Here is a 19538-nt window from a genome sequence, read left to right as displayed (position 1 = left end):
GGTTGCCATATGACTGGCGTTCTGCTGGTAAGTTTCATTAACGCCCGGTTCGTTTAATATTGGTTTAGGTTTAAAGCCAGGAAGCGCTAATTACGATACCTTCTTACGTTTCAGTACTGACTAATAACGTTGAGAAAATGAACAGCGTCGGATGGGAAGACGTAATACAGAATAGAAAGGAAATAAGAGAATAAGATGGCGTTAATTAACCCGGTATTCCTGGCGTCATTTCCCTTGCGTTTTATCCCCGTCAAAAGCGGCCTTTAGCCCACGTTGGCGCTCCCGACGTTTGTGCGTATGATGTTTTTAAAAGATCGTCATACTTTCTGTTCTGCATCAATTTTTTCATTACAAATGCTCGCCATAATGCCGTCCTCAGGAGGTCTCCCGACGTTTATGCTGCGCCGGGAGGAACAAAAACAACGTATAATCTGGGATAAATTGATGATTAAAGGCAAACTGGCGCTCGTGACGTGCGCGCTGACTCTGGTATTCACTTCGTCGCTTTTCGCCGCGTCGGACACGGCAGATGGTCGTACCCTGAAGCTGGCCATTGGCCCTGAGCCAACGGAAGGCTTTGATCCTATGCTGGGCTGGAGCCACGGCAGCTACTTATTGCTTCATGCGCCGTTGCTTAAGCAAAACGCCGACATGAGTTGGGGTAATTTACTGACGGAAAAAGTGGATACCAGCCCCGACGGTAAAATCTGGACGCTAACCTTAAAGCCCGGGCTGAAATTCTCCGATGGCTCGCCATTAACTGCCGAAGATGTCGTTTTTACATACAACAAAGCGGCGAAGAGCGGCGGTAAAATTGACATGGGCAACTTTAGTCATGCGCGAGCGCTGGATGCGCGCCGAATTGAGATGACGCTGAGCCATCCGCAGAGCACCTTTGTGAATGTACTCGGGTCGTTAGGGATTGTTCCGGCCAGCCGTTATGATGAAAAAACGTTCGCCCGCGAACCGATAGGCGCCGGTCCATACCGACTGGTCAGCTTTCAGCCGGGTCAGCAACTGATCGTTGAAGCTAATCCCTGGTATGCGGGTAAAAAGAATGACTTTAACCGGCTGGTTTTTGTCTTTCTGGATGAAGATAATGCTTATGCCGCCGCGCGCAGCGGACAGTTAGGTCTGGTGCGCATTGCCCCTTCTATGGCGGTGGTCCCGCAGCAGGATAATCTTAAACTCTGGGTACGCGATAGCGTTGAAAACCGGGGCATTGTCTTCCCGATGGTGCCTGCCGGTAAAAAGGATACTAACGGTTATCCTGTCGGCAACGATGTGACCGCTGATGTCGCTATCAGACGCGCAATTAACTATGCCATTAATCGTAAGCAACTGGCGGAACAGGTGATGGAAGGCCATGCGATACCCGCTTATAGCGCGGTGCAGGGATTGCCGTGGCAAAATCCTTCAGTGGTATTCAGCGATGGCGATATTGCAAAAGCGCGCGCCATCCTGGAAGAGGCTGGCTGGAAGATAAACCGTGCGGGCGTGCGTGAAAAAGCAGGTAAAGAAGCGCGTCTGACCTTATGGTATGCCAGTGGCGACAGCACCCGACGGGATCTGGCCGAGGCGGTGCGCGCCATGTTGCAGCCTTTAGGCATTGTCGTCTCGTTGCAATCGGGAAGCTGGGAAACCGTAGAGCGCCATATGCACGCTAACCCTACGCTGTTTGGCTGGGGAAGTCTGGACCCGATGGAACTCTTCCATCACTACAGCGGGAAAGCCGCTGGTGTGGAATATTATAACCCGGGCTATTACAGCAACCCTGCGGTAGAAGCACATCTGAAACAGGCTATAGATGCGCCTGACTGGCAAAAGGCGATCCCTTTCTGGCAGCAGGTTGAGTGGGATGGGAAGCAGGGCGCGGGCGTCCAGGGCGATGCGGCATGGGCATGGCTGCTTAATATTCAGCATACCTATCTGGCCAACCCCTGTATTGATCTGGGAAAAGGCGCGCCAGAAATCCACGGTAGCTGGTCGGTGTTAAACAATCTTGATGACTGGACCTGGACCTGTCGGTGATGAAATTGTTCTTCAGTCATTTTTTGCGGCTGATTATTCTGTTGGTGCTGGTGGCTGTCGGTACCTTCATTTTGCTTAGCTTTTCGCCCGTTGATCCTATCCGTGCTTATATTGGCAACGATCTGCTCCATGTTCCGCCAGAACAATATGCGCGGATTGCGGCGCGCTGGGGGCTTGACCAGCCGCTGTGGGAGCGCTTCGGTCACTGGTTTTGGCGTCTGCTCCAGGGCGACATGGGGTATTCCATGCTGTTCAACATGCCTGTCGCCAGCGTGATCCGGGAACGTTTTGCGACGTCATTCGCGCTGCTGGCAGGCGCCTGGCTATTGTCTGGTGTGCTGGGCGTGACATTGGGTTTTCTGGCCGGACGTTTTCTCCACCGCTGGCCGGATAAGATGATTTGCCGTATCAGCTACTTATTGTCATCGTTGCCCACCTTCTGGATAGCAATGCTGTTGCTGGCGCTGTTTGCCGTCCGCTGGCCGGTATTACCTGTTTGTTGCGCCTGGGACCCCGGAAATAATGCAGGAACAGCTCTTTTATCGGAACGTTTACGCCATCTTGTGTTGCCGGTATGTGCGTTAAGTCTGTTGGGCATGGGGAAAATTGCGCTGCATACGCGAGAAAAAATAGCCAGCGTAATGAAGAGCGAATTTATTCGTTTTGCGCGCGCTCAGGGGGATAAAGGATGGTCGCTGTTACGTCACCAGGTGTTACGTCATGCGATTACCCCAGCGCTCTGCTTACAGTTTGCTTCTCTGGGCGAACTGATGGGGGGAGCGTTACTGGCAGAAAAAGTCTTTGCGTATCCGGGGCTGGGACAGGCCACTATCGATGCCGGCCTGCGTGGCGATGTCCCGCTACTCATGGGGATCGTTTTATTCTGTACGCTATTAGTGTTTGCCGGAAATACGATTTCAGCCTGGCTTGTGGTGGTGCTTAATCGATCGCTGGAGCGTCCCGATGCTCTATAATCCTGCCCCGACGTTGTTTCGTCTGATCCTCTCCGTTACCTGTCTGCTGTTTATTGCCGGATACGGTTATGCCACGTTGAGCCAGCCGCCAGAGGTTAATCTGCTTGCCCGGCATCTGTCGCCTGATATCCAGCACTGGTTTGGCACCGATAATCTGGGGCGTGATGTATGGCTTCGTTGCTTTCAGGGGGCCTTCACCAGTTTACAAATTGGCGTTGGCGCCGCGCTGTGCAGCGGCGTTATCGCGCTAGTGATGGCGGCAGTGGCGCGCATTCATCCCCGGCTGGATCTCCTGATGCGGCTGATAACCGATGCCATGCTCGCCATGCCGCATTTACTTTTGCTGATCCTTATCTGTTTTACGCTCGGCGGCGGTAAAAGCGGCGTCATTGCGGCCGTGGCGTTAACGCACTGGCCCCGTCTGGCGCTGATTCTGCGCGCCGACGCGGAGCGGGTAGCGCAGAGTGACTACCTGTCATTGACCTATCGTCTGGGGCATGGACACCTTTATTGCTGGCGATATCACTATTTTCCGGCGCTATTGCCGCAATGGTTGACGGGAACGTTATTGATGTTTCCTCATGCGGTATTGCACAGCGCGGCGTTAAGTTTTCTGGGGTTTGGGCTGGCGCCGCATGAGCCTTCGCTGGGGCTGTTGCTGGCGGATGCGTTACGGTTTATTAGCCATGGTAACTGGTGGCTGGTGCTGTTTCCCGGCCTAATGTTATTCACGCTGGTGATGCTCTTCGATCAGTTTGCGCGCGCCATTCAGCGGCTGTGGCTAAGGAGTGACGTATGCTGAGTTTACAACAGGTTACGCTGGAAAGCGCGCGTTATCGCTGGTATGGCGCGAGACGCTGGTCGCCGTTATTACAGAATGTCTCTTTTGATATCGCGCCCGGCGAAATGGTGGCATTGGTTGGCGGCAGCGGGGAGGGCAAAAGTCTGCTGCTGCAATGTCTGCTCGATCTGCTGCCGGAAAATTTACGCTTTCGGGGGGAGATTACGCTTGATGGCAACCGGCTGGACAGACATACCATCAGGCAGCTTAGGGGCAATACGTTTAGCTACGTGCCGCAGGGGGTACAGGCGCTTAATCCCATGCTGAATATCAGAAAACATTTGAACAGAGCATGTCATCTGACCGGACGCGCCTGGGATGAGACGCAAATGGTACAGCTATTACAGCAAAGCGATCTTGCACCGACAGTCCTGGAACGCTTTCCCCGCCAGCTCTCCGGCGGGATGGCTAAACGAATTCTGGCGTGCCACGCCTCGCTCAGCCAGGCACGTTATATCCTCGCGGATGAGATCACCGCCTGGCTTGATACCGCACTGGCAAACCAGTTGCTTGAGCACTTGCGAGGTCTCTGCGAGCGGGGATGCGGCGTGCTGTGGGTGACTCATGACCTGCTGCTGGCGGCGCGGTATGCCGATCGCATTGTGGCGCTGCATCAGGGTTATATCACGGACAATATCCGCTGCGAGCAGTTACAGCCGGAAGAGATGAGTGAGCCGTTAAAACGGCAATGGCAAGCATTGCCTGAACTAAACCCGTTATTTATGCCGACCGGAGAGGGAATAGAATGCTAAGCTGCCGCGACCTCGTTATTCGTCAGGGCGGGAAAGTCTTATGGCAGAACCTGACGTTTACGATTTCTGCCGGTGAACGGGTAGGAATTCATGCGCCAAGCGGAACGGGGAAAACAACGTTGGGGCGCGTCCTGGCCGGATGGCAAAAGCCGACGGCGGGCGATGTTCTGCTGGACGGCAGCCCGCTACCCCTGCATCAGTATTGTCCGGTACAGCTGGTCCCCCAGCATCCTGAACTGACGTTTAACCCCTGGCGAAGCGCCGGAGACGCTGTGCGTGATGCCTGGCAGCCTGACCTGGAAACGATGAGGCGTTTGCATGTGCAGCCCGAGTGGCTGACGCGTCGGCCAATGCAGCTCTCAGGCGGGGAGTTGGCGCGTATTGCGATACTGCGCGCGCTTGACCCACGAACGCGTTTTCTGATTGCCGACGAAATGACGGCGCAACTCGATCCGTCTATTCAAAAAGCGATATGGGGATACGTGCTTGAGGTGTGCCGCAGCCGTTCATTAGGGATGTTGGTGATTAGTCATCAGTCTGCGCTACTTGATCAAGTCTGTACCCGCCATTTACAGGTGGAATAGCCGCAAGTCGTTTCTCCGCATTGCCGTGTCGCCGTTAACGCACCGGGAACCCATGGGTTCCCGGTATTGTCGGCAGAGATTTTACTGCATGACGCGTTTATCTGCGTTTTTTGCATCAGCGGTATTACTGTAGTCCCTGGTCTCTTCAACCTGTACAGGGGCTCTAACGACCAGACTTGGCAGCGCCAGTTCGATATCATTCTCAATGAGTTTTTCAATAATACGGATATTTATCTCTTGCTGAATATCCATGTATTTATTGTAATCCGCGGTATTGACGATATGCACCACCTCATAGGTCAGCCGATCCTGACCAAAGGCCAGTAGATGGGCGCGGTCGAATTGTGTTTCGCCGACATCGGTAATAATCTTTTTCACCATATCGCCGATGAGGCGTAACTTTTCCGGCGGTGTCGCAGTGGCGACGCCAAAAGTAAACACGATACGACGCGTTTGCATCCGCTTATAGTTGTGTATGGTTTGCTGCAACAACTGCGCGTTCGCACAAACGATCTGTTCGCCGCTGAGGCTACGGATGCGGGTGGTTTTCAAACCGATATGTTCAATCGTACCGGCTACATCATTAAAGACGACGAAATCGCCGATCTCGAAGGGCTTATCGAAACCAATCGACAGCGAAGCGAAGACATCGCTCAGAACGGTTTGTACCGCCAGGGCAATAGCAATACCGCCCACGCCGAGGCTGGCTACCAGTGCGGTAATATCCACGCCGACGTTCGCCAGGATGGAGAGCAACATCATAGACCAGACGAGCACGCGCAAAATCATACCAAGAATGACTAACGTCACCGGGTTTTTATTGGAGCCTGGGGCATACAGTAAATGACGCATCCATGACTGTACGCCCTGATCAAGCCAAATCGCCATTTGAATCGCAACCACTAAAAACCAGGCGTGAGAGAGGGTAGAGAATAACCGGTCGGGCAGGGCGACAAAGCGCAGGCTAAAGAGAAATGCGGCAAAAAAGATTAGCATCTTACTGGTCTTTTTCAGCATCTCGAAAACAATAGGCCGCAGCCGCCCATGAGCATCATCCTTTTTATCCGGGCGTTGTAGCGCTTTATAGACCACATTAAGTAGCCAGTTGATGAGCCAGTAAGTAATGAGGGTGACGAAAAAAACGACCGCCAGATTGATCCAGAACGTCGTTGACATCAGCATCGCAACGATATTTAGTCGTGCTAAATACTCCATTTTACCTCCGATGAAAAGCAGATGAACATTACAGTATAGACGTCACATCACGGAGGCCGATTTCCGGCTTTACTATTGCTGTTTTATTCAGCACTTTTGTTCAAAAAGTATGAAAAAGAGGGGTAGCCGTTTGGCTATCCCGGCGTTTCTGTGCAGACTTATCTACTCCTCTTAATAAAATAAGGAGTCATTTATGCAACAAGAACATCGTGAGTGTATTGAGCAGTGTTATGAATGCGCGGCGGCGTGTGATATCTGCGCCTCTTCTTGTCTGCGTGAAGATAACGTCGAAATGATGAAGCACTGCATCCAGTTAGATATGCAATGTGCGGCCATTTGTCGCCTGGCGGCGCAATTTATGGCATTGGAAAGCGAGTACTCACAAAAATTATGCCGCCTGTGCGCGGATATCTGCAAAGCCTGCGCCGAAGAGTGTGCAAGGCACGATCACGACCATTGCCAGAATTGCGCGCGGGCATGCAGCCAATGCGCAGACGCCTGCCTTAAAATGGCCGCGTAATTTTTCTTCCGCCATTAGCTCAACCGGATAGAGCATAGAGCTTCTACCTCTAAGGTTCGGGGTTCAATTCCTCGATGGCGGACCAGTTGATATCAAAAAAGGCCACCAGCGCGGTGGCCGCTGAGTTTCTGTTGAAATAAATGCAATGTTATAATATAACAATCATCTTTCTAAGAAAGATGAGGGTAACGTTTTGGTGATTCATTTAAAAAAACTGACAATGCTTCTGGGAATGCTGTTGGTAAATAGTCCTGCCTTCGCGCATGGTCATCATGCTCATGGCGCGCCGATGACGGAGGTTGAGCAAAAAGCGGCAGCGGGCGTGTTTGATGACGCCAATGTACGCGATCGCGCGCTCACCGACTGGGATGGTATGTGGCAATCCGTCTATCCTTACCTGGTCAGCGGCGAGCTGGACCCTGTCTTCAGACAAAAGGCGAAGAAAGACCCGGAGAAAACGTTTGAGGATATTAAAGCGTATTATCGCAAAGGATACGCGACGAATGTTGAGACTATTGGCATTGAAAATGGCGTTATAGAATTCCATCGCGACAATAACGTTGCATCCTGTAAATACAATTATGCCGGCTATAAAATTCTGACTTACGCATCGGGTAAAAAAGGGGTGCGCTACCTGTTCGAATGTAAAGATGCGAATAGCAAAGCGCCTAAATATGTTCAGTTTAGCGATCATATCATTGCCCCGCGCAAATCGGCGCACTTCCATATCTTTATGGGAAATACCTCGCAGCAGGCATTGTTGCAAGAGATGGAAAACTGGCCTACCTATTATCCTTATCAGTTAAAGGCGAATGAGGTCGTTGACGAAATGCTACATCATTAAGTCTGATTGCAATGTTAAAAGCTCGCTATGAATAGCGAGCTTTTTTTCTGCCGTTATGCCATATTTCTGGCAATCAATATAAAAAATACCTGCGCCCCCGGAGCGATGATGACGCTGTCCATACCGCCCTCGATTCAATGCCAAACGGAAGCGGCATGTCGCCTGATTACTCGTGTCACAGGCGATACGTTGCGTGCTATTCATTTATATGGTTCCGCTGTCGCGGGCGGTCTGAAGCCAAACAGCGACATTGATCTGCTGGTGACAATATGCCAGCCGCTGACGGAGGCCCAACGCGCAACGCTGATGCAGGAATTGCTGGCGCTTTCATCGCCGCCGGGGGCGTCGGCAGAAAAACGCGCTCTGGAGGTCACTGTCGTGCTTTATTCGCAGCTGGTTCCCTGGTGTTTTCCACCTGCCCGGGAAATGCAATTTGGCGAGTGGCTAAGAGAGGACATTTGTCAGGGGATTTATGAACCAGCGCAACAGGACTGGGACATTGTGTTACTGATAACCCAAATTCTGGAAACCAGTATACCGCTAAAGGGAGAACGCGCGGAACGGCTGTTCACGCCAGCCCCTGCGGCGCAGTTGCTGAAGGCCTTGCGTTATCCCCTCGACCTTTGGCAATCCACGGCAGATGTGCAGGGAGATGAGTATCATATCGTTTTAACCCTGGCGCGTATCTGGTACACCCTTTCTACCGGGAGATTTACCTCTAAGGATGCGGCGGCTGACTGGCTGTTACCTCAGTTGCCAGAAGAGTATGCTGCTACGTTGCGTGCGGCGCAGCGTGAATATTTAGGTCTGGAGCAACAGGACTGGCATATTTTGCTGCCTGCGGTCGTACGCTTTGTGGATTTTGCCAAAGCGCACATCCCCACGCAGTTCACATAAGATGCCCCAGGACGTCTGTCAGGTTGCGCAAACGGCGTTCCTCAACTACTACTTAATAGGTTCTCATCGCTGAAGTAAGCAGATGATCTTATGCGGGCCATCGAATGGATATTTCCACATGGCTCTCGTTTTGTTGAGGTGGATATGACTGGTTCCGCATCATCTGTTTTAAAGACAGATACAAAACTATTGAGCGAAAACCTGTTTCTTAATTATGGTCTGGAGTCCTTATTTAAGGACGTCGCAATAATAGCTGGTAACGTAAATTATATTATTTTTGATATCGACGATTACTACACCGTACAGCAGTATATTACTTCCGCATTTAAAACGGTACTCATTGGGATTGTTACCCATAATGAATATAACTTTATTGATGAACATCATGCTATATATCGAATAAAGGTCGATGCCTCTATTGCTGAGTGGCGTGAGTTACTGATTTTGGCCGCTGCTGGTCAATTTTTTCCCAGGTCAGAGAAAGTCAGATTAACGGCGAATGAAAGAAATGTTTTGGCGATGCTTGTTAAAGGAATGGATATCCGACAAATAAGCTGTGAGCTAAATGTACATTTAAAAACTATTTACTCAGTACGCTACCATGTTCTGACTAAATTAGGTTGTAGAACAGTTCTGGATTATCAAATACTGTCCGTCTCTAAAGCCTTTATGCACTGGCTTACAATAAATAATGTTGGTAATGTAATTTCCCGTGTAAATAGTAAGGTCATTGCTTAATAATGATTTGCTTCTGATGGCGTTTAGGTTCACTATGCTTTCTTACATCATCATGAGGCCAGACAGGCATGGCTACTTTTAGTATTAGCGCAATGGCGGCGCAGTGTGGTGTCACAACAGCAAATATCAGGTCCTGGGAACGCTATGGCCTGCTTCAACCTACCAAAGATGAAGCTGGCAATCGTTTTTATTGCATAGAAGATGCTATCAGAATACAGCATATTATCGACGCGTTAAGCAAAGGCTTTTCATTAAAAGAGATTAAACCCGCCCTCTATGGTGAAGAAACGCATTGCCGCTCGGGATGGTTATTCTACCAGGAAGAGATTTTAGCGCAGTGTAGAAAATTCGAACCCGCCAAATTGCGAAAATTACTCTGGCGTTATGGTCGGGAAATTCCGCCGTGTATCGTAATTGAGTCAATACTGCGTCCTTTACGGCTGTGGTTGTCCGCAGGCGATGATGATGCACGCCGATTTGAAAAGGCATTACTGGATACTGCGATTATTGAATACGCCACGTTCCAGCTAAGTAGCGTACGAAAGGCGCCAGCAGGCACAATGCTTATTGCTGCGTTTTCGCTGAACGACCCCATTGAGCTATGGCTGGAAACGATTAAATATTGTAGTGAAGGTATGCGAGTTGAAGTCATCCCCTGGCAGGCGCCGATGCCCGATCTTTTATCAACGTCTTTCGAGCATATTGTTCTGTGGCATGATGAGACATTAACTCCCGCGCAGGAAAATCTTATTCAGGCTTTAAAAGAATCGGGTAAATTTAGTCTTCATGTGAAAAATGGCTCATGCTTAACATTACTGCCAGCCGTATATCGGCAGCATGAGATGCCAGAAAGCATGCAGCATGTTGCACCGCAAATCCATGCAAACGGCTACGAAAAATCAGGCACCGCACGTTGAGGCATCTGCATTATTAACGAACAGGGGAGGAGTAACCCCCTCCCTTGTTTATACCCTTCATACTTCAAGTTGCTTATGTGTTGGCTACGGATTACTCGGCCCATCCATGGGCCTCGCCCTGACGGGCCGTCGCACGCGACGTTCAAATCTGCTCCCGGCAGATTTGTCGTTCACCCCAGTCACATAGTTATCTATGCTCCTGGGAACTCACTCCCTTGCCGCCTTTAAGCAACTCGAATTATTTTGGGTATATATTAGATGTCGTCAGGTGTCTGAAACAAAACGGCTTCTAAGGCATTACGGTAAATATCAAGCTGCACTACGTCTTTTTCTGTTTCCAGTTTTTCAATAAGTTTGGCGATGATATCCTTATTTGAGACATGCTGCTGCGATTGCAATAGTTCGTAAGTAATTTCCTGAATAGCCCGCTGTTCACATAACATATGTGCAGAAAAAGGATTGCCAGTACTATTTTGTTCGTTGACTAGTGTAATGGTAGTCATATTTCACCATATTCGATGTAAATTGAAGCCGATCTCCCTGAGCGGGGGAGAGAAATTAGTGACCTATTAAAATTAGACCTATATCATAAAACTGTAATAAAAAATCATAAAAACGTGACGCGTATCACATTTGTGTAATTTGTTGTATATTTTATACACTTTAAATGAAGGTGAAGATTCCGCAGAATCAACGGCCTGTTCTTTTTATCACTCCAGTTTAAACGAATAAACATTAATACCAATCTGTAATAATTACTTAATGTTATCTTAATAAAGGTAAATTACTGTCAGGCCTCCGTAAAAGGAGGTTGATTAATGATTCGTCATATCGCCATTTTTCTTTGTTCTTTATTGATGTGCAGCACCACTTTTGCCGATTCGGTAACGTCGGTATCGCTTGGCGCACTCTTAACCGCGCTCAATGAACGCATGTTATTAATGAAAGATGTGGCTGCTTATAAAATGAAGCACCATCTGCCGATAGAGGATTTCACGCGTGAACAAAATGTTTTTGCCGAGGCTGAAGAAGAAGCGAAAAATAACGGTCTGGACCCGCATTCGATAACCCCTTTTATTCGTTCGCTAATGGATGCCAGTAAAGCGATACAGTACCGCTATTTAGCGCAGTGGCGAACCGGCCCAGAACCCTCCTTTCCGATACAAACCTTGTCGGTCACCCGGCAACGTATTCGACAACTTGATAATCAAATGTTGATCATCATCAGCCAGCGCTTGATGGTCGGCGCTTTCAGCCACGAGGATATGGTGTGGCTGAGAGCGAAGTTTAATGCGCCGAATCTGAATGAGAGCGATATCAGTGATGTGTTGGCAGCCCTGTCTTTGGTACGACGCGCGCGTTAATCCCCCATGAGGAAACGTGGGCCAATACCTGGTGGTTGTCTGCGGGGGTTGCGATACAAGAACGTTTTTGGGTGATGGGGATATAAGCGTGGCGGAATAGCGGCTGGAGAGACGTGGTTTCGCTTCCCATCTTCCGGTTCATTCGTTAGCATACTGTTTCGCAGCTAAGCGTAAATGTTTTCAGGAAGAGGTTAATGTGTTCGCGGAGTATGGTGTTCTGAATTATTGGACGTACCTGGTCGGGGCGATTTTTATCGTTCTGGTGCCGGGGCCGAATACGCTTTTTGTGCTTAAAAACAGCGTAGGACGCGGGGTTAAAGGAGGATATCTTGCCGCATGCGGCGTGTTTATCGGCGATGCGATATTAATGTTTCTGGCGTATGCGGGCGTGGCGACGCTGATCAAAACAACGCCGGTTCTGTTTAACATTGTTCGCTATCTCGGCGCGTTTTATCTGCTCTACCTTGGCGCAAAAATCCTTTACGCTACGCTGACCTCAAAGGGGCGTGCGGCGACGGAAACGGTAGTTCCTTTTGGCGCTATTTTTAAGCGTGCTTTAATTCTTAGCCTGACGAATCCTAAAGCTATACTTTTTTATGTTTCCTTTTTTGTGCAATTTATTGACGTTACTGCGCCGCATACTGGGGTGTCATTTTTTATTTTGGCCACCACCCTTGAAATCGTCAGTTTTTGCTATCTGAGCTTTTTAATTCTTTCTGGCGCTTTTGTAACCCACTATATTGGTACCAAAAAGAAACTGGCAAAAGTGGGCAATTCTTTGATTGGCCTTCTTTTCGTCGGATTTGCCGCCCGGCTGGCAACGCTCCAGTCTTAACCCCCTGAACCCGTCGACAACGGCGGGTCATTGCTCTCCTTTCGGTTTTATCGCGTGGAAAACAGCAAAATAGTAACCAATAAATGGTATTTAAAATGCTGTTTTTGGAGCGTAACCTTTTTACGACAGCGATGAGATTATCGTTGAGTAACCTGCGGGAAGAGGGAAGCAAATGCGGCAAATTCCACAAAATCATATCCATACACGTTCCACGCCATTCTGGAACAAAGAGACGGCGCCTGCCGGAATTTTCGAACGCCACCTTGATAAGGGAACGCGACCCGGCGTTTATCCTCGTCTCTCGGTGATGCAGGGGGCGGTCAAATATCTCGGATACGCTGATGAACATTGCTCTGAGCCGGAAGAGATCATGGTGATCAATGCCGGCGAGTTTGGCGTGTTTCCTCCGGAAAAGTGGCACAATATTGAGGTCATGACGGATGATACCTATTTTAACATCGACTTTTTTGTCGCGCCGGAAGTACTGATGGAAGGGGCGACCTCACGAAAAGTCATTCATGCCGGGAGAGAATAATAATGGGAAAAGCTACTTATACCGTCACGGTCACGAATAATAGCAACGGCGTCTCTGTGGACTATGAAACGGAAGCACCGATGACGTTGCTGGTACCTGAAGTTGCAGCAGAAGTTGTGAAGGATTTGGTCAATACCGTGCGTTCCTACGATACCGAAAACGAACACGACGTTTGCGGTTGGTAAGGATCTTGTAGTATCTATTTGATATAAAGTGATTCTTTAAATGAGAAGCCGCATCGCGCGTCGCCAGCGTGATGCGGTTTTTGCGTATTGAAAAGCGCTGTTTATTTACATCAGACATGGGTTGAAAAGAAACATTAAGAAAACATTAAGAATATCGCATTGTTTGCTAATGAGAGCGTATTCATAAAACTTATGATTGGGTATTAAAAACCAGAAGAGTCTTATAATCATGAAACTCGATACCCGATTAACTTCGTCAGCACTTACTCTTGCGCTTGCCGCTGTGGTCATCCCGTTTACGGCGGACTGGCAATTGCCTTTGCTTAACGGCGTGGTGGTCCGATGGATTGAAAACGGACAAGCGTTATGGTTACTGTTTGGGGCGCTATTTACCGCCTGGTATATACGGCCACTTTCCCGTCCCGAAGGGGCAAAGCAGTTTTGGCTATGGGCTGTTGTCTGGTGGGTGGTGCTATTGGGTAGAAGCACCAGTTGGGGGCGTGACTATTTCCCTGACGAGCCGCGTATGCTGTTCAGAACGATTTCAGTGCTATTAATTGCTGCGTTGGTATTGCCAGTCCTGTTTTCTGCCGGGCTACGTAAGGAGATTGTTCGTCGCCTACGGGACGCTCCTCTGCCATTGTGGCTGTTTACCGTGACGGCATGTTCATATCTGATTTCCGACACTGTCGAGCATCATCGGTGGTTGTCGCCGATATTCCTGCATAACGCTCGTTACACGGATTTGATTGAAGAGCTTTATGAAGTGCCATTTATGATCGGTTTGTTTATGGTGACCGTGGGGTTTATGCAGCAGGACAAGCAGGATGAATGTACGGCGCTGGAGATGACCCCGTATCACGCAAAATAGCGCGGCTGAAAAAGACCATGAATTCGGCATGGGATAGATAGCGGTTAGCAAAAAAAGCCCGCACTCGGTGAGGCGGGCAAATAATACTGGAAGCAATGTGAGCAATGTCGTACCGAACAGGTGGGTTATAAACTCAACCACTCGGTATTGATAAAGATAATCGTTATCATTAATGATTGCAACCCTGATATTTATGCGCTTTTATCCACGACGCTAAAAGGTGATGGACATCACAAACTTCACTTTCCTGACGATGTGCTATTCTTTTTAACGGCAAATAAACCGCTAACGTTAAGACATAAGTGAGGAAAAAATGGGCATTCTTTCATGGATTATTTTTGGACTTATTGCGGGTATTTTGGCTAAGTGGATCATGCCAGGTAAAGATGGCGGCGGATTCTTTATGACGATCATTCTGGGGATCGTTGGTGCGGTAGTCGGAGGATGGATCAGTACGTTCTTTGGCTTTGGCAAAGTGGATGGTTTCAACTTCGGCAGCTTTGCAGTCGCGGTGATCGGCGCGATTGTCGTGCTGTTAATCTACAGAAAAATCAAAAGCTAAACGCAGAACTTTCAGAGATAATAAAGGCTACGACAGGTAGCCTTTATTATTCAAAATGAATTTACCACCAGCCCAGTTCGGTACCCGCCGCCGCAATTAGCGCGATGCCCATCAACACCATCGTTGTTTTCCTCATGGTTATGCTCCCGGCGCGGCGTAACCGCCAATAAAAAACCATGCCAAAAATAATATTGCCGTAATGAAAATGACGACAGGGAAGAGGATACCCACTCTCATGCTATTACCTTCACTGTTCAGGGGGCGCCAGAATAGCAGGGTTTTCTCAGCGACAAAAGGTCGGTTGCTTTGTGACAGGGCGTGGTTATTACTGACTTAACCCGGGATAAACACCCACTAAAGCGCTGACAGAAAGTATGGAAATAGCGTACCCGCCAGGTTATCCTGGACAAAATATCGCTTTAAGGAGTCGTTATGAAATTTACGTGGATTGCGTTGCCAGGCGTATTGCTGCTGAGCGCTTGTTCATCGTCGCAACCCAACGCCCCCCGACCGCCGCGTATTGGGATGCCTAATCCGGCAGCCGTCTACTGTGAGCAACAGGGCGGTACGCTGATGCCGGTGCAGACCCCACAAGGCGTGCGTTCCGATTGCAAATTGCCCAATGGCGAAATCATTGATGAGTGGACATTATGGCGCAGAGAGCACCCTGATACGAAAAAGTGACAACCTGCGGTCCGACGGGATATGATTAAGAACAATCTGATAATGAGTTTCATGCGGCGCAAGAAAATATGTTTCAGTTAAAGCCGGGCGCGTTGGCAATAGTTATTGGCGCTAAAACACCCGCCGGACGGCAGAATATTGGTAAATCGGTTGAGCTATTTTGCCTGTGTCAACCCGGAGATGAATTCATTAACCCGGTAAATGGACACGTCACCTTACTGCCGAAAGAAGCGCCTCGGGCGCTGTGGCTGGTCACGGGCGATGTAGCCTCCGCCGATGGTCAGCACGGTTTTGCCTGGGTGCGGGCAGAACATTTGATGCCGTTGTCCCCGGACAGACAACCAGGCCAGGCGGCGGCACGACAATCACAGCTCTCGTAGCCACTCTGCCAGCACAATGGCATGGTTCTGGCGAGTATCTTTAGCGGCGTATAGCAACGTTAGCGGTTGGTGTCGGGCAATATCCGCCAGCCGTTTGCCTTCTTGATGCTGTTGCGCAAGTTCTGCCCGGTATTGCTGCGCGAAGTGGTTAAAATCAATCAGTTCGCTATGAAAGGCTTTGCGCAATTCGGTGGAGGGCGTAATGGCCTTATTCCATTCATCATAGACCAGCGCTGCTTTTTTAATGCCGCGCGGCCATAGCCTGTCAACCAATACCCGATAACCATCGTCTTTTTCCGCCGGGAAATAGACGCGCTTACACTGGATTCGCATTTTTCCCTCCTGTGTTGGTGTCGCTTACGGTACTTTTGTCGGATAGCGGTAATGATTTTAATGGATCAGGCCTGATAAACGAAGCGTCATCAGGCATTCAAGTGGGTATCAGGTTTATTTATGACGCTATCTCTCGATCGCGTCCGGCGTAGAGGCCGAAAATCGCCATGATGATAGCCAGAACCGTTACGCCCGATAGCGGCAGATACCAGCTACCGCTGGCATCATGAAGTTTTCCCATGACGGGCGGCCCACATGCCGCCAGTAAATACCCGACCGACTGCGCCATGCCGGAAAGCGCCGCCGCCTGATGCGCCGAACTGGCGCGCAGGCCGATAAACGTCAGGCCGAGGATCATCGTCGCGCCTGAACCGAAGCCGAACAGTAGCGTCCAGATGACAGCCTGGCCCGGCACAAACCAAAGCCCCGCCGCGCCCACTGCGCACAATAGTGAGACCAGCGCGGCAATCCAGCGTTGATCGTTAAAGCGATGCAAAATAAGCGGAATAGCTAACCCAGGCGCTGCGGTCGCCAGTTGCAGCAGGCCATGTAGCGATCCTGCCTGTGCTTCGCTGTAACCGTGGCTGATGAGTATTGTTGGTAACCAGCCGATAATCACATAATAAATCAGTGAGTTAAGTCCCAGAAACAACGTAACTTGCCAGGCTAAAGGCGAACGCCAGATACCACGTTCATGTAATGCCCGGGAGCTACTCAGGTTAGCTGAGCGGGTAGTGCGCCACTGCGGCAACCAGATAAGAAACGCCAACAGCGGAAACAGCATCAGCATTAACAGCGCGCCGCGCCAGCCAAAACCGTGCAACGCCAGCGGAACCACCAGCGCGGACCCCAACGCGGCGGCGGCGCCCATCGTCAATGAATACGCGCCCGTCAGCCTGGCGACATGTTGTGAAAAATCGCGCTTAATCAATCCTGGTAGCAGCACATTACCCAGCGCTATCCCGCACCCAATAATGGCAGTTCCGGCAAACAACAATGCAGCGGAGGGCAGGGAGCGGAGGGCAATACCCGCGCAAATCAGCAGCATTGCGGCAAACAGACTGCGTTCCATCCCAAACCGGCGGGCAATACCGGCCGCCAGCGGCGAAACCAGTGCAAACGCCAGAAGCGGCAAGGTTGTTAGCAGGCCCGTCTGGGCGGTGGAAAGACCGTAATCCGAACGGATTGTCTCCAGCAACGGCGCAGCGCCGGTAAATGTTACGCGCAGCGTAGTGGCTATCATCAAAATACCGGCAATCAGTAAAGCGCCCTGTTTGCCGCGTGGTGAAAGGGCTGTCGTCATCGTTTTCTCATCTCGTCAGGCGAGGCGATACCTTAACAGTTTTTACTGTTTGGATGAATCAAGCTAAAATGACAATTTATCGCTAAAATCGGACAATATAATGATTGGCCTGAGACTGGACGGTTACGATCCCGACCTTCACCACGATGCCGCTGTGGCCTTTTGTATTCGCGCCAGGGATGATGAACTGTTTAGCCCTAGCCATCAGCATCGCAAGGGACAGTTGATTCTCGCTCTGCACGGCGCGATCACCTGTGAGGTGGAAAATGCGATGTGGATGGTTCCGCCCCAGTATGCCGTCTGGCTCCCCGGCTCGCTGCCGCACAGTAATCATGTGACCGCAGGGGCGGAACTGTGCTTTTTATTTATTGAACCTGCAGCGGTCGTCATGCCGGAGCGTTGCTGCACGCTGAAAATTTCGCCGTTATGCCGGGAGTTGATTTTGTCGCTGGCGCGCAGAACCGATTCCGAAAGAGCGCAAATGCCAACGCAGCGCCTTATTCAGGTGTTGTTTGATGAACTGCCGCAGCAGCCGCAGGAACAATTGCAATTACCGGTATCGGGGCATCCGAAAATCCGCCAAATGGTTGAGACAATGGCGCAGGAGCCCGCGCGATGGAATACATTAGGGCAGTGGGCCAGCGTATTCGCGATGAGCGAGCGTAACCTTGCCCGGTTGGTCGTCAAAGAGACGGGACTAAGCTTTCGTCGCTGGCGTCATCAGTTGCAATTAATCCTGGCGCTACAAGCGCTGATCGCGGGACGTAATGTACAGCAGACGGCGCAAATGCTGGGTTATGATTCCACCACGGCATTCATTACCATGTTTAAAAAAGGCCTGGGGCAGACGCCAGGCCAGTATCTGACGGGCGAGTTACTGCTTCCCCACAATTAAAGAGACCAGCCCCGCCGCAATCAGTGGGCCGACCGGCACGCCGCGAAACAGCGCGACGCCAAGTACCGTACCGACCAGCAGCCCGGCGACGAGCTGCGGTTGGTTTCCCATCAGCGTAATGCCGCGGCCGCCCAGCCAGGAGACGAAAACGCCGACGGCAATCGCGACCAGCGATTTCCAGTTCACAAAAGAGTGGATCAATGTGGAGGGCGGTAGGGTTCCGCTGGCGATGGGGGCCATCACGCCGATGGTCAGAATGATAATCCCGACGGTGAGTCCCTGTTTTTCAATCCAGGGAAAAAAGGTATTCAACGGGGTTACGCGGACAATAATCAGCACCAGAATTGAGACGGCGACAGTGGTGTTGTGGCTGATAAATCCCAGAGCTGCCAGTCCGAGCAGGATCAGCAGAGTGACATCAAACATTATGGTTTCCTTGCCAAAAAGTAAGCCTGACTACTTTACGCCCAAACGGCAAAGCGCACAGGCCTTTTTAACGATTGATGCGGATTTCAGGCAACTGCCTGAAAGACAATCTCTACGTGAAAAACGGCGTTGTCATTAAATTGCCATCAACGCCGCGTATTGCTAACAGGTGAACCGTCATTGTTGACTTCCTGAGGATACAATTATGTACGATCCACCGTTTCTTGAAGCGCTGATGATTACGGCGTCGTTTTTCGCCATTTTTATCATTATCGTTGTGTCTGTATTGCTCCTTGAAGGGGAAGGGGACTAAGCCGTTGGCGATGACTGAAAGCGGCGGAAGACTGCCAGTTCTGGTCGGGCGATGCGCAGATAGTCCTGTGTATTCATAATGACTGATTTTTCCAGCAGGCCGGCATTAAAGGCAATTTCATCGAAACGCTCAAACAGGAGCGGATCGGCGATCAGTTTCAGATTGGGGTGAAAACTGAAAGGCGGGATCGCGCCAAAAACGCAGCCGGTCAGCATATCGACTTCCGCCGGGCTGGCAAGGGAAGCGCGTAAGCCGCCCAGATGTGAAGCAAGCTGAGAGAGGTCGGCTTGCTGATCGGCCGCCAGAATAGCAAGAACGTGCTGGTTGACGCCGTTGCCTTTGACTTTACAGACCAGCGCTTTTGCGCCCTGGCCCAGCGCAGTACCGCGTATTTCAGATACCGCTTCGCATTTCCCTACCGCTTCATGGTTCACCACACGATAGCGCGCGTTCTCCTGGGTTAATAAAGCCACTAAACGTTGGTGTGTAGCGACACCCTTCGCGACTTCAGTCATTTCGGCCATTTCTCACTCCTGGTG

Annotated in this window: 27 protein-coding genes, 1 tRNA gene and 1 pseudogene; 21 read left to right on the top strand and 8 right to left on the bottom strand. The window is 50.4% G+C overall.

Features of this window, described 5'->3' with window-relative positions:
* The first annotated feature begins 396 nt into the window (after positions 1–396).
* Genes ABVM99_RS02610 through ABVM99_RS02590 form a run of 5 tightly spaced genes read left to right on the top strand, consistent with a single transcriptional unit; the run spans position 397 to position 5182 of the window.
* On the top strand, positions 397–2031 hold the full coding sequence (locus ABVM99_RS02610; RefSeq protein ID WP_023195344.1) for an ABC transporter substrate-binding protein: 1635 nt from the start codon (positions 397–399) through the stop codon (positions 2029–2031).
* The gene (locus ABVM99_RS02605) at positions 2031–3005 is read left to right on the top strand and encodes an ABC transporter permease (protein ID WP_393926617.1); all 975 of its coding nucleotides are present in this window, start codon (positions 2031–2033) and stop codon (positions 3003–3005) included. Before ABVM99_RS02610 ends, ABVM99_RS02605 begins: the two co-directional genes overlap by 1 nt.
* Entirely contained in the window at positions 2995–3807 is an 813-nt protein-coding gene (locus ABVM99_RS02600) for an ABC transporter permease (RefSeq protein ID WP_023195345.1), read from the top strand. Before ABVM99_RS02605 ends, ABVM99_RS02600 begins: the two co-directional genes overlap by 11 nt.
* Positions 3801–4598: an ATP-binding cassette domain-containing protein gene (locus ABVM99_RS02595; protein ID WP_000950205.1), complete on the top strand. Its 798-nt coding sequence runs from the start codon at positions 3801–3803 to the stop codon at positions 4596–4598. Before ABVM99_RS02600 ends, ABVM99_RS02595 begins: the two co-directional genes overlap by 7 nt.
* Positions 4592–5182, top strand: a complete 591-nt coding sequence (locus ABVM99_RS02590; protein WP_000947454.1) for an ATP-binding cassette domain-containing protein — start codon at positions 4592–4594, stop codon at positions 5180–5182. Before ABVM99_RS02595 ends, ABVM99_RS02590 begins: the two co-directional genes overlap by 7 nt.
* 81 nt (positions 5183–5263) lie before the next feature.
* Here the strand turns inward: ABVM99_RS02590 and ABVM99_RS02585 are convergent, their stop codons facing one another.
* Positions 5264–6397, bottom strand: coding sequence for a mechanosensitive ion channel family protein (locus ABVM99_RS02585; RefSeq protein ID WP_000456065.1), 1134 nt, complete (start codon positions 6395–6397; stop codon positions 5264–5266).
* A gap of 193 nt (positions 6398–6590) precedes the next feature.
* Between ABVM99_RS02585 and ABVM99_RS02580 the strand changes: the two genes are divergently transcribed.
* The 6 genes from ABVM99_RS02580 to ABVM99_RS02555 all read left to right on the top strand — a co-directional run bounded on the left by ABVM99_RS02580 (position 6591) and on the right by ABVM99_RS02555 (position 10313).
* The gene (locus ABVM99_RS02580; RefSeq protein ID WP_001183699.1) at positions 6591–6917 is read left to right on the top strand and encodes a four-helix bundle copper-binding protein; all 327 of its coding nucleotides are present in this window, start codon (positions 6591–6593) and stop codon (positions 6915–6917) included.
* A gap of 8 nt (positions 6918–6925) precedes the next feature.
* Positions 6926–7002, top strand: a tRNA-Arg gene (locus ABVM99_RS02575).
* Positions 7003–7113: 111 nt separating this feature from the next.
* Positions 7114–7761 carry a metal-binding protein ZinT gene (gene zinT / locus ABVM99_RS02570; protein WP_001537483.1) on the top strand — a complete coding sequence of 216 codons (648 nt, stop codon included), beginning with the start codon at positions 7114–7116 and terminating at the stop codon, positions 7759–7761.
* 108 nt (positions 7762–7869) lie between these two features.
* Entirely contained in the window at positions 7870–8658 is a 789-nt protein-coding gene (gene aadA / locus ABVM99_RS02565; protein WP_023195346.1) for a cryptic aminoglycoside nucleotidyltransferase ANT(3'')/ANT(9), read from the top strand.
* 144 nt (positions 8659–8802) lie between these two features.
* The gene (locus ABVM99_RS02560; protein WP_023195347.1) at positions 8803–9396 is read left to right on the top strand and encodes a helix-turn-helix transcriptional regulator; all 594 of its coding nucleotides are present in this window, start codon (positions 8803–8805) and stop codon (positions 9394–9396) included.
* A 68-nt stretch (positions 9397–9464) separates the two neighbouring features.
* A complete protein-coding gene (locus ABVM99_RS02555; protein ID WP_000190260.1) occupies positions 9465–10313 on the top strand; it encodes a MerR family transcriptional regulator in 849 nt (282 codons plus the stop codon).
* Between the two features lie 254 nt (positions 10314–10567).
* Here the strand turns inward: ABVM99_RS02555 and ABVM99_RS02550 are convergent, their stop codons facing one another.
* On the bottom strand, positions 10568–10816 hold the full coding sequence (locus tag ABVM99_RS02550; protein ID WP_000208086.1) for a biofilm/acid-resistance regulator YmgB/AriR: 249 nt from the start codon (positions 10814–10816) through the stop codon (positions 10568–10570).
* A 78-nt stretch (positions 10817–10894) separates the two neighbouring features.
* Positions 10895–11049 (bottom strand): annotated as a pseudogene (locus ABVM99_RS02545) (hypothetical protein).
* 82 nt (positions 11050–11131) lie between these two features.
* Here ABVM99_RS02545 and ABVM99_RS02540 point away from each other — a divergent pair.
* From ABVM99_RS02540 to ABVM99_RS02515, 6 genes are all read left to right on the top strand, one after another.
* The gene (locus ABVM99_RS02540) at positions 11132–11677 is read left to right on the top strand and encodes a chorismate mutase (protein WP_000617982.1); all 546 of its coding nucleotides are present in this window, start codon (positions 11132–11134) and stop codon (positions 11675–11677) included.
* Between the two features lie 196 nt (positions 11678–11873).
* A complete protein-coding gene (leuE, locus tag ABVM99_RS02535; RefSeq protein ID WP_000457190.1) occupies positions 11874–12512 on the top strand; it encodes a leucine efflux protein LeuE in 639 nt (212 codons plus the stop codon).
* 172 nt (positions 12513–12684) lie between these two features.
* Positions 12685–13047, top strand: coding sequence for a DUF1971 domain-containing protein YeaR (yeaR, locus tag ABVM99_RS02530; RefSeq protein WP_001248993.1), 363 nt, complete (start codon positions 12685–12687; stop codon positions 13045–13047).
* Between the two features lie 2 nt (positions 13048–13049).
* The gene (locus ABVM99_RS02525) at positions 13050–13232 is read left to right on the top strand and encodes a DUF1869 domain-containing protein (protein WP_000513733.1); all 183 of its coding nucleotides are present in this window, start codon (positions 13050–13052) and stop codon (positions 13230–13232) included.
* A gap of 229 nt (positions 13233–13461) precedes the next feature.
* On the top strand, positions 13462–14103 hold the full coding sequence (locus tag ABVM99_RS02520) for a hypothetical protein (RefSeq protein WP_052938198.1): 642 nt from the start codon (positions 13462–13464) through the stop codon (positions 14101–14103).
* A gap of 313 nt (positions 14104–14416) precedes the next feature.
* Positions 14417–14665 carry a GlsB/YeaQ/YmgE family stress response membrane protein gene (locus ABVM99_RS02515; RefSeq protein ID WP_000512149.1) on the top strand — a complete coding sequence of 83 codons (249 nt, stop codon included), beginning with the start codon at positions 14417–14419 and terminating at the stop codon, positions 14663–14665.
* A gap of 138 nt (positions 14666–14803) precedes the next feature.
* On the opposite strand, the gene ABVM99_RS02510 is transcribed toward ABVM99_RS02515, so the two are convergent.
* Complete coding sequence (locus ABVM99_RS02510; protein ID WP_001589065.1) at positions 14804–14902, bottom strand: YoaK family small membrane protein; 99 nt, start codon at positions 14900–14902, stop codon at positions 14804–14806.
* Between the two features lie 195 nt (positions 14903–15097).
* Here ABVM99_RS02510 and ABVM99_RS02505 point away from each other — a divergent pair, with 195 nt between their 5' ends.
* Together ABVM99_RS02505 and ABVM99_RS02500 are read left to right on the top strand one after the other, a co-directional pair.
* The gene (locus ABVM99_RS02505) at positions 15098–15349 is read left to right on the top strand and encodes a DUF333 domain-containing protein (protein ID WP_000673492.1); all 252 of its coding nucleotides are present in this window, start codon (positions 15098–15100) and stop codon (positions 15347–15349) included.
* A 68-nt stretch (positions 15350–15417) separates the two neighbouring features.
* On the top strand, positions 15418–15729 hold the full coding sequence (locus ABVM99_RS02500) for a hypothetical protein (protein WP_000487126.1): 312 nt from the start codon (positions 15418–15420) through the stop codon (positions 15727–15729).
* Here the strand turns inward: ABVM99_RS02500 and ABVM99_RS02495 are convergent.
* The gene (locus ABVM99_RS02495) at positions 15715–16062 is read right to left on the bottom strand and encodes a DUF488 domain-containing protein (protein WP_001222527.1); all 348 of its coding nucleotides are present in this window, start codon (positions 16060–16062) and stop codon (positions 15715–15717) included. The two genes, ABVM99_RS02500 and ABVM99_RS02495, sit on opposite strands and share 15 nt — an antisense overlap.
* Positions 16063–16180: 118 nt before the next feature.
* The gene (locus ABVM99_RS02490; protein WP_000205342.1) at positions 16181–17365 is read right to left on the bottom strand and encodes a CynX/NimT family MFS transporter; all 1185 of its coding nucleotides are present in this window, start codon (positions 17363–17365) and stop codon (positions 16181–16183) included.
* Positions 17366–17465: 100 nt separating this feature from the next.
* On the opposite strand from ABVM99_RS02490, the gene ABVM99_RS02485 reads away from it, so the two are divergent.
* Positions 17466–18260, top strand: coding sequence for a helix-turn-helix transcriptional regulator (locus ABVM99_RS02485; RefSeq protein ID WP_000579801.1), 795 nt, complete (start codon positions 17466–17468; stop codon positions 18258–18260).
* Here ABVM99_RS02485 and ABVM99_RS02480 read toward each other — a convergent pair.
* Positions 18240–18686, bottom strand: a complete 447-nt coding sequence (locus tag ABVM99_RS02480; protein ID WP_000460698.1) for a DUF441 domain-containing protein — start codon at positions 18684–18686, stop codon at positions 18240–18242. The two genes, ABVM99_RS02485 and ABVM99_RS02480, sit on opposite strands and share 21 nt — an antisense overlap.
* 205 nt (positions 18687–18891) lie before the next feature.
* Here ABVM99_RS02480 and yoaI point away from each other — a divergent pair, with 205 nt between their 5' ends.
* A complete protein-coding gene (yoaI, locus tag ABVM99_RS02475; protein WP_000272239.1) occupies positions 18892–18999 on the top strand; it encodes a small membrane protein YoaI in 108 nt (35 codons plus the stop codon).
* Here yoaI and ABVM99_RS02470 read toward each other — a convergent pair.
* Positions 18996–19514, bottom strand: coding sequence for a YbaK/prolyl-tRNA synthetase associated domain-containing protein (locus tag ABVM99_RS02470; RefSeq protein ID WP_161397179.1), 519 nt, complete (start codon positions 19512–19514; stop codon positions 18996–18998). The two genes, yoaI and ABVM99_RS02470, sit on opposite strands and share 4 nt — an antisense overlap.
* Positions 19515–19538 lie beyond the last annotated feature (24 nt).

The sequence above is a fragment of the Salmonella sp. SJTUF15591 genome (assembly GCF_043356435.1).
GTDB classification, from domain to species: Bacteria; Pseudomonadota; Gammaproteobacteria; order Enterobacterales; family Enterobacteriaceae; genus Salmonella; species Salmonella enterica.
The sequence above is the reverse complement of the archived record's forward strand: the minus strand, read 5'-3'. Positions and strand labels throughout refer to the sequence as shown.

Bases quoted from the DNA above. Each gene is read 5' to 3' on its own strand.
- ABVM99_RS02605 (WP_393926617.1), top strand. From the start codon at position 2,031: ATGAAATTGTTCTTCAGTCATTTTTTGCGGCTGATTATTCTGTTGGTG.
- ABVM99_RS02590 (WP_000947454.1), top strand. From the start codon at position 4,592: ATGCTAAGCTGCCGCGACCTCGTTATTCGTCAGGGCGGGAAAGTCTTA.
- ABVM99_RS02470 (WP_161397179.1), bottom strand. From the start codon at position 19,514: ATGACTGAAGTCGCGAAGGGTGTCGCTACACACCAACGTTTAGTGGCT.
- ABVM99_RS02520 (WP_052938198.1), top strand. From the start codon at position 13,462: ATGAAACTCGATACCCGATTAACTTCGTCAGCACTTACTCTTGCGCTT.
- ABVM99_RS02540 (WP_000617982.1), top strand. From the start codon at position 11,132: ATGATTCGTCATATCGCCATTTTTCTTTGTTCTTTATTGATGTGCAGC.
- ABVM99_RS02555 (WP_000190260.1), top strand. From the start codon at position 9,465: ATGGCTACTTTTAGTATTAGCGCAATGGCGGCGCAGTGTGGTGTCACA.
- yeaR (WP_001248993.1), top strand. From the start codon at position 12,685: ATGCGGCAAATTCCACAAAATCATATCCATACACGTTCCACGCCATTC.
- ABVM99_RS02610 (WP_023195344.1), top strand. From the start codon at position 397: ATGCTGCGCCGGGAGGAACAAAAACAACGTATAATCTGGGATAAATTG.
- ABVM99_RS02480 (WP_000460698.1), bottom strand. From the start codon at position 18,686: ATGTTTGATGTCACTCTGCTGATCCTGCTCGGACTGGCAGCTCTGGGA.
- ABVM99_RS02595 (WP_000950205.1), top strand. From the start codon at position 3,801: ATGCTGAGTTTACAACAGGTTACGCTGGAAAGCGCGCGTTATCGCTGG.
- ABVM99_RS02580 (WP_001183699.1), top strand. From the start codon at position 6,591: ATGCAACAAGAACATCGTGAGTGTATTGAGCAGTGTTATGAATGCGCG.
- ABVM99_RS02510 (WP_001589065.1), bottom strand. From the start codon at position 14,902: ATGAGAGTGGGTATCCTCTTCCCTGTCGTCATTTTCATTACGGCAATA.
- ABVM99_RS02500 (WP_000487126.1), top strand. From the start codon at position 15,418: ATGTTTCAGTTAAAGCCGGGCGCGTTGGCAATAGTTATTGGCGCTAAA.
- ABVM99_RS02490 (WP_000205342.1), bottom strand. From the start codon at position 17,365: ATGACGACAGCCCTTTCACCACGCGGCAAACAGGGCGCTTTACTGATT.
- ABVM99_RS02505 (WP_000673492.1), top strand. From the start codon at position 15,098: ATGAAATTTACGTGGATTGCGTTGCCAGGCGTATTGCTGCTGAGCGCT.
- ABVM99_RS02600 (WP_023195345.1), top strand. From the start codon at position 2,995: ATGCTCTATAATCCTGCCCCGACGTTGTTTCGTCTGATCCTCTCCGTT.
- ABVM99_RS02525 (WP_000513733.1), top strand. From the start codon at position 13,050: ATGGGAAAAGCTACTTATACCGTCACGGTCACGAATAATAGCAACGGC.
- ABVM99_RS02515 (WP_000512149.1), top strand. From the start codon at position 14,417: ATGGGCATTCTTTCATGGATTATTTTTGGACTTATTGCGGGTATTTTG.
- ABVM99_RS02550 (WP_000208086.1), bottom strand. From the start codon at position 10,816: ATGACTACCATTACACTAGTCAACGAACAAAATAGTACTGGCAATCCT.
- ABVM99_RS02495 (WP_001222527.1), bottom strand. From the start codon at position 16,062: ATGCGAATCCAGTGTAAGCGCGTCTATTTCCCGGCGGAAAAAGACGAT.
- ABVM99_RS02485 (WP_000579801.1), top strand. From the start codon at position 17,466: ATGATTGGCCTGAGACTGGACGGTTACGATCCCGACCTTCACCACGAT.
- ABVM99_RS02585 (WP_000456065.1), bottom strand. From the start codon at position 6,397: ATGGAGTATTTAGCACGACTAAATATCGTTGCGATGCTGATGTCAACG.
- yoaI (WP_000272239.1), top strand. From the start codon at position 18,892: ATGTACGATCCACCGTTTCTTGAAGCGCTGATGATTACGGCGTCGTTT.
- ABVM99_RS02560 (WP_023195347.1), top strand. From the start codon at position 8,803: ATGACTGGTTCCGCATCATCTGTTTTAAAGACAGATACAAAACTATTG.
- aadA (WP_023195346.1), top strand. From the start codon at position 7,870: ATGACGCTGTCCATACCGCCCTCGATTCAATGCCAAACGGAAGCGGCA.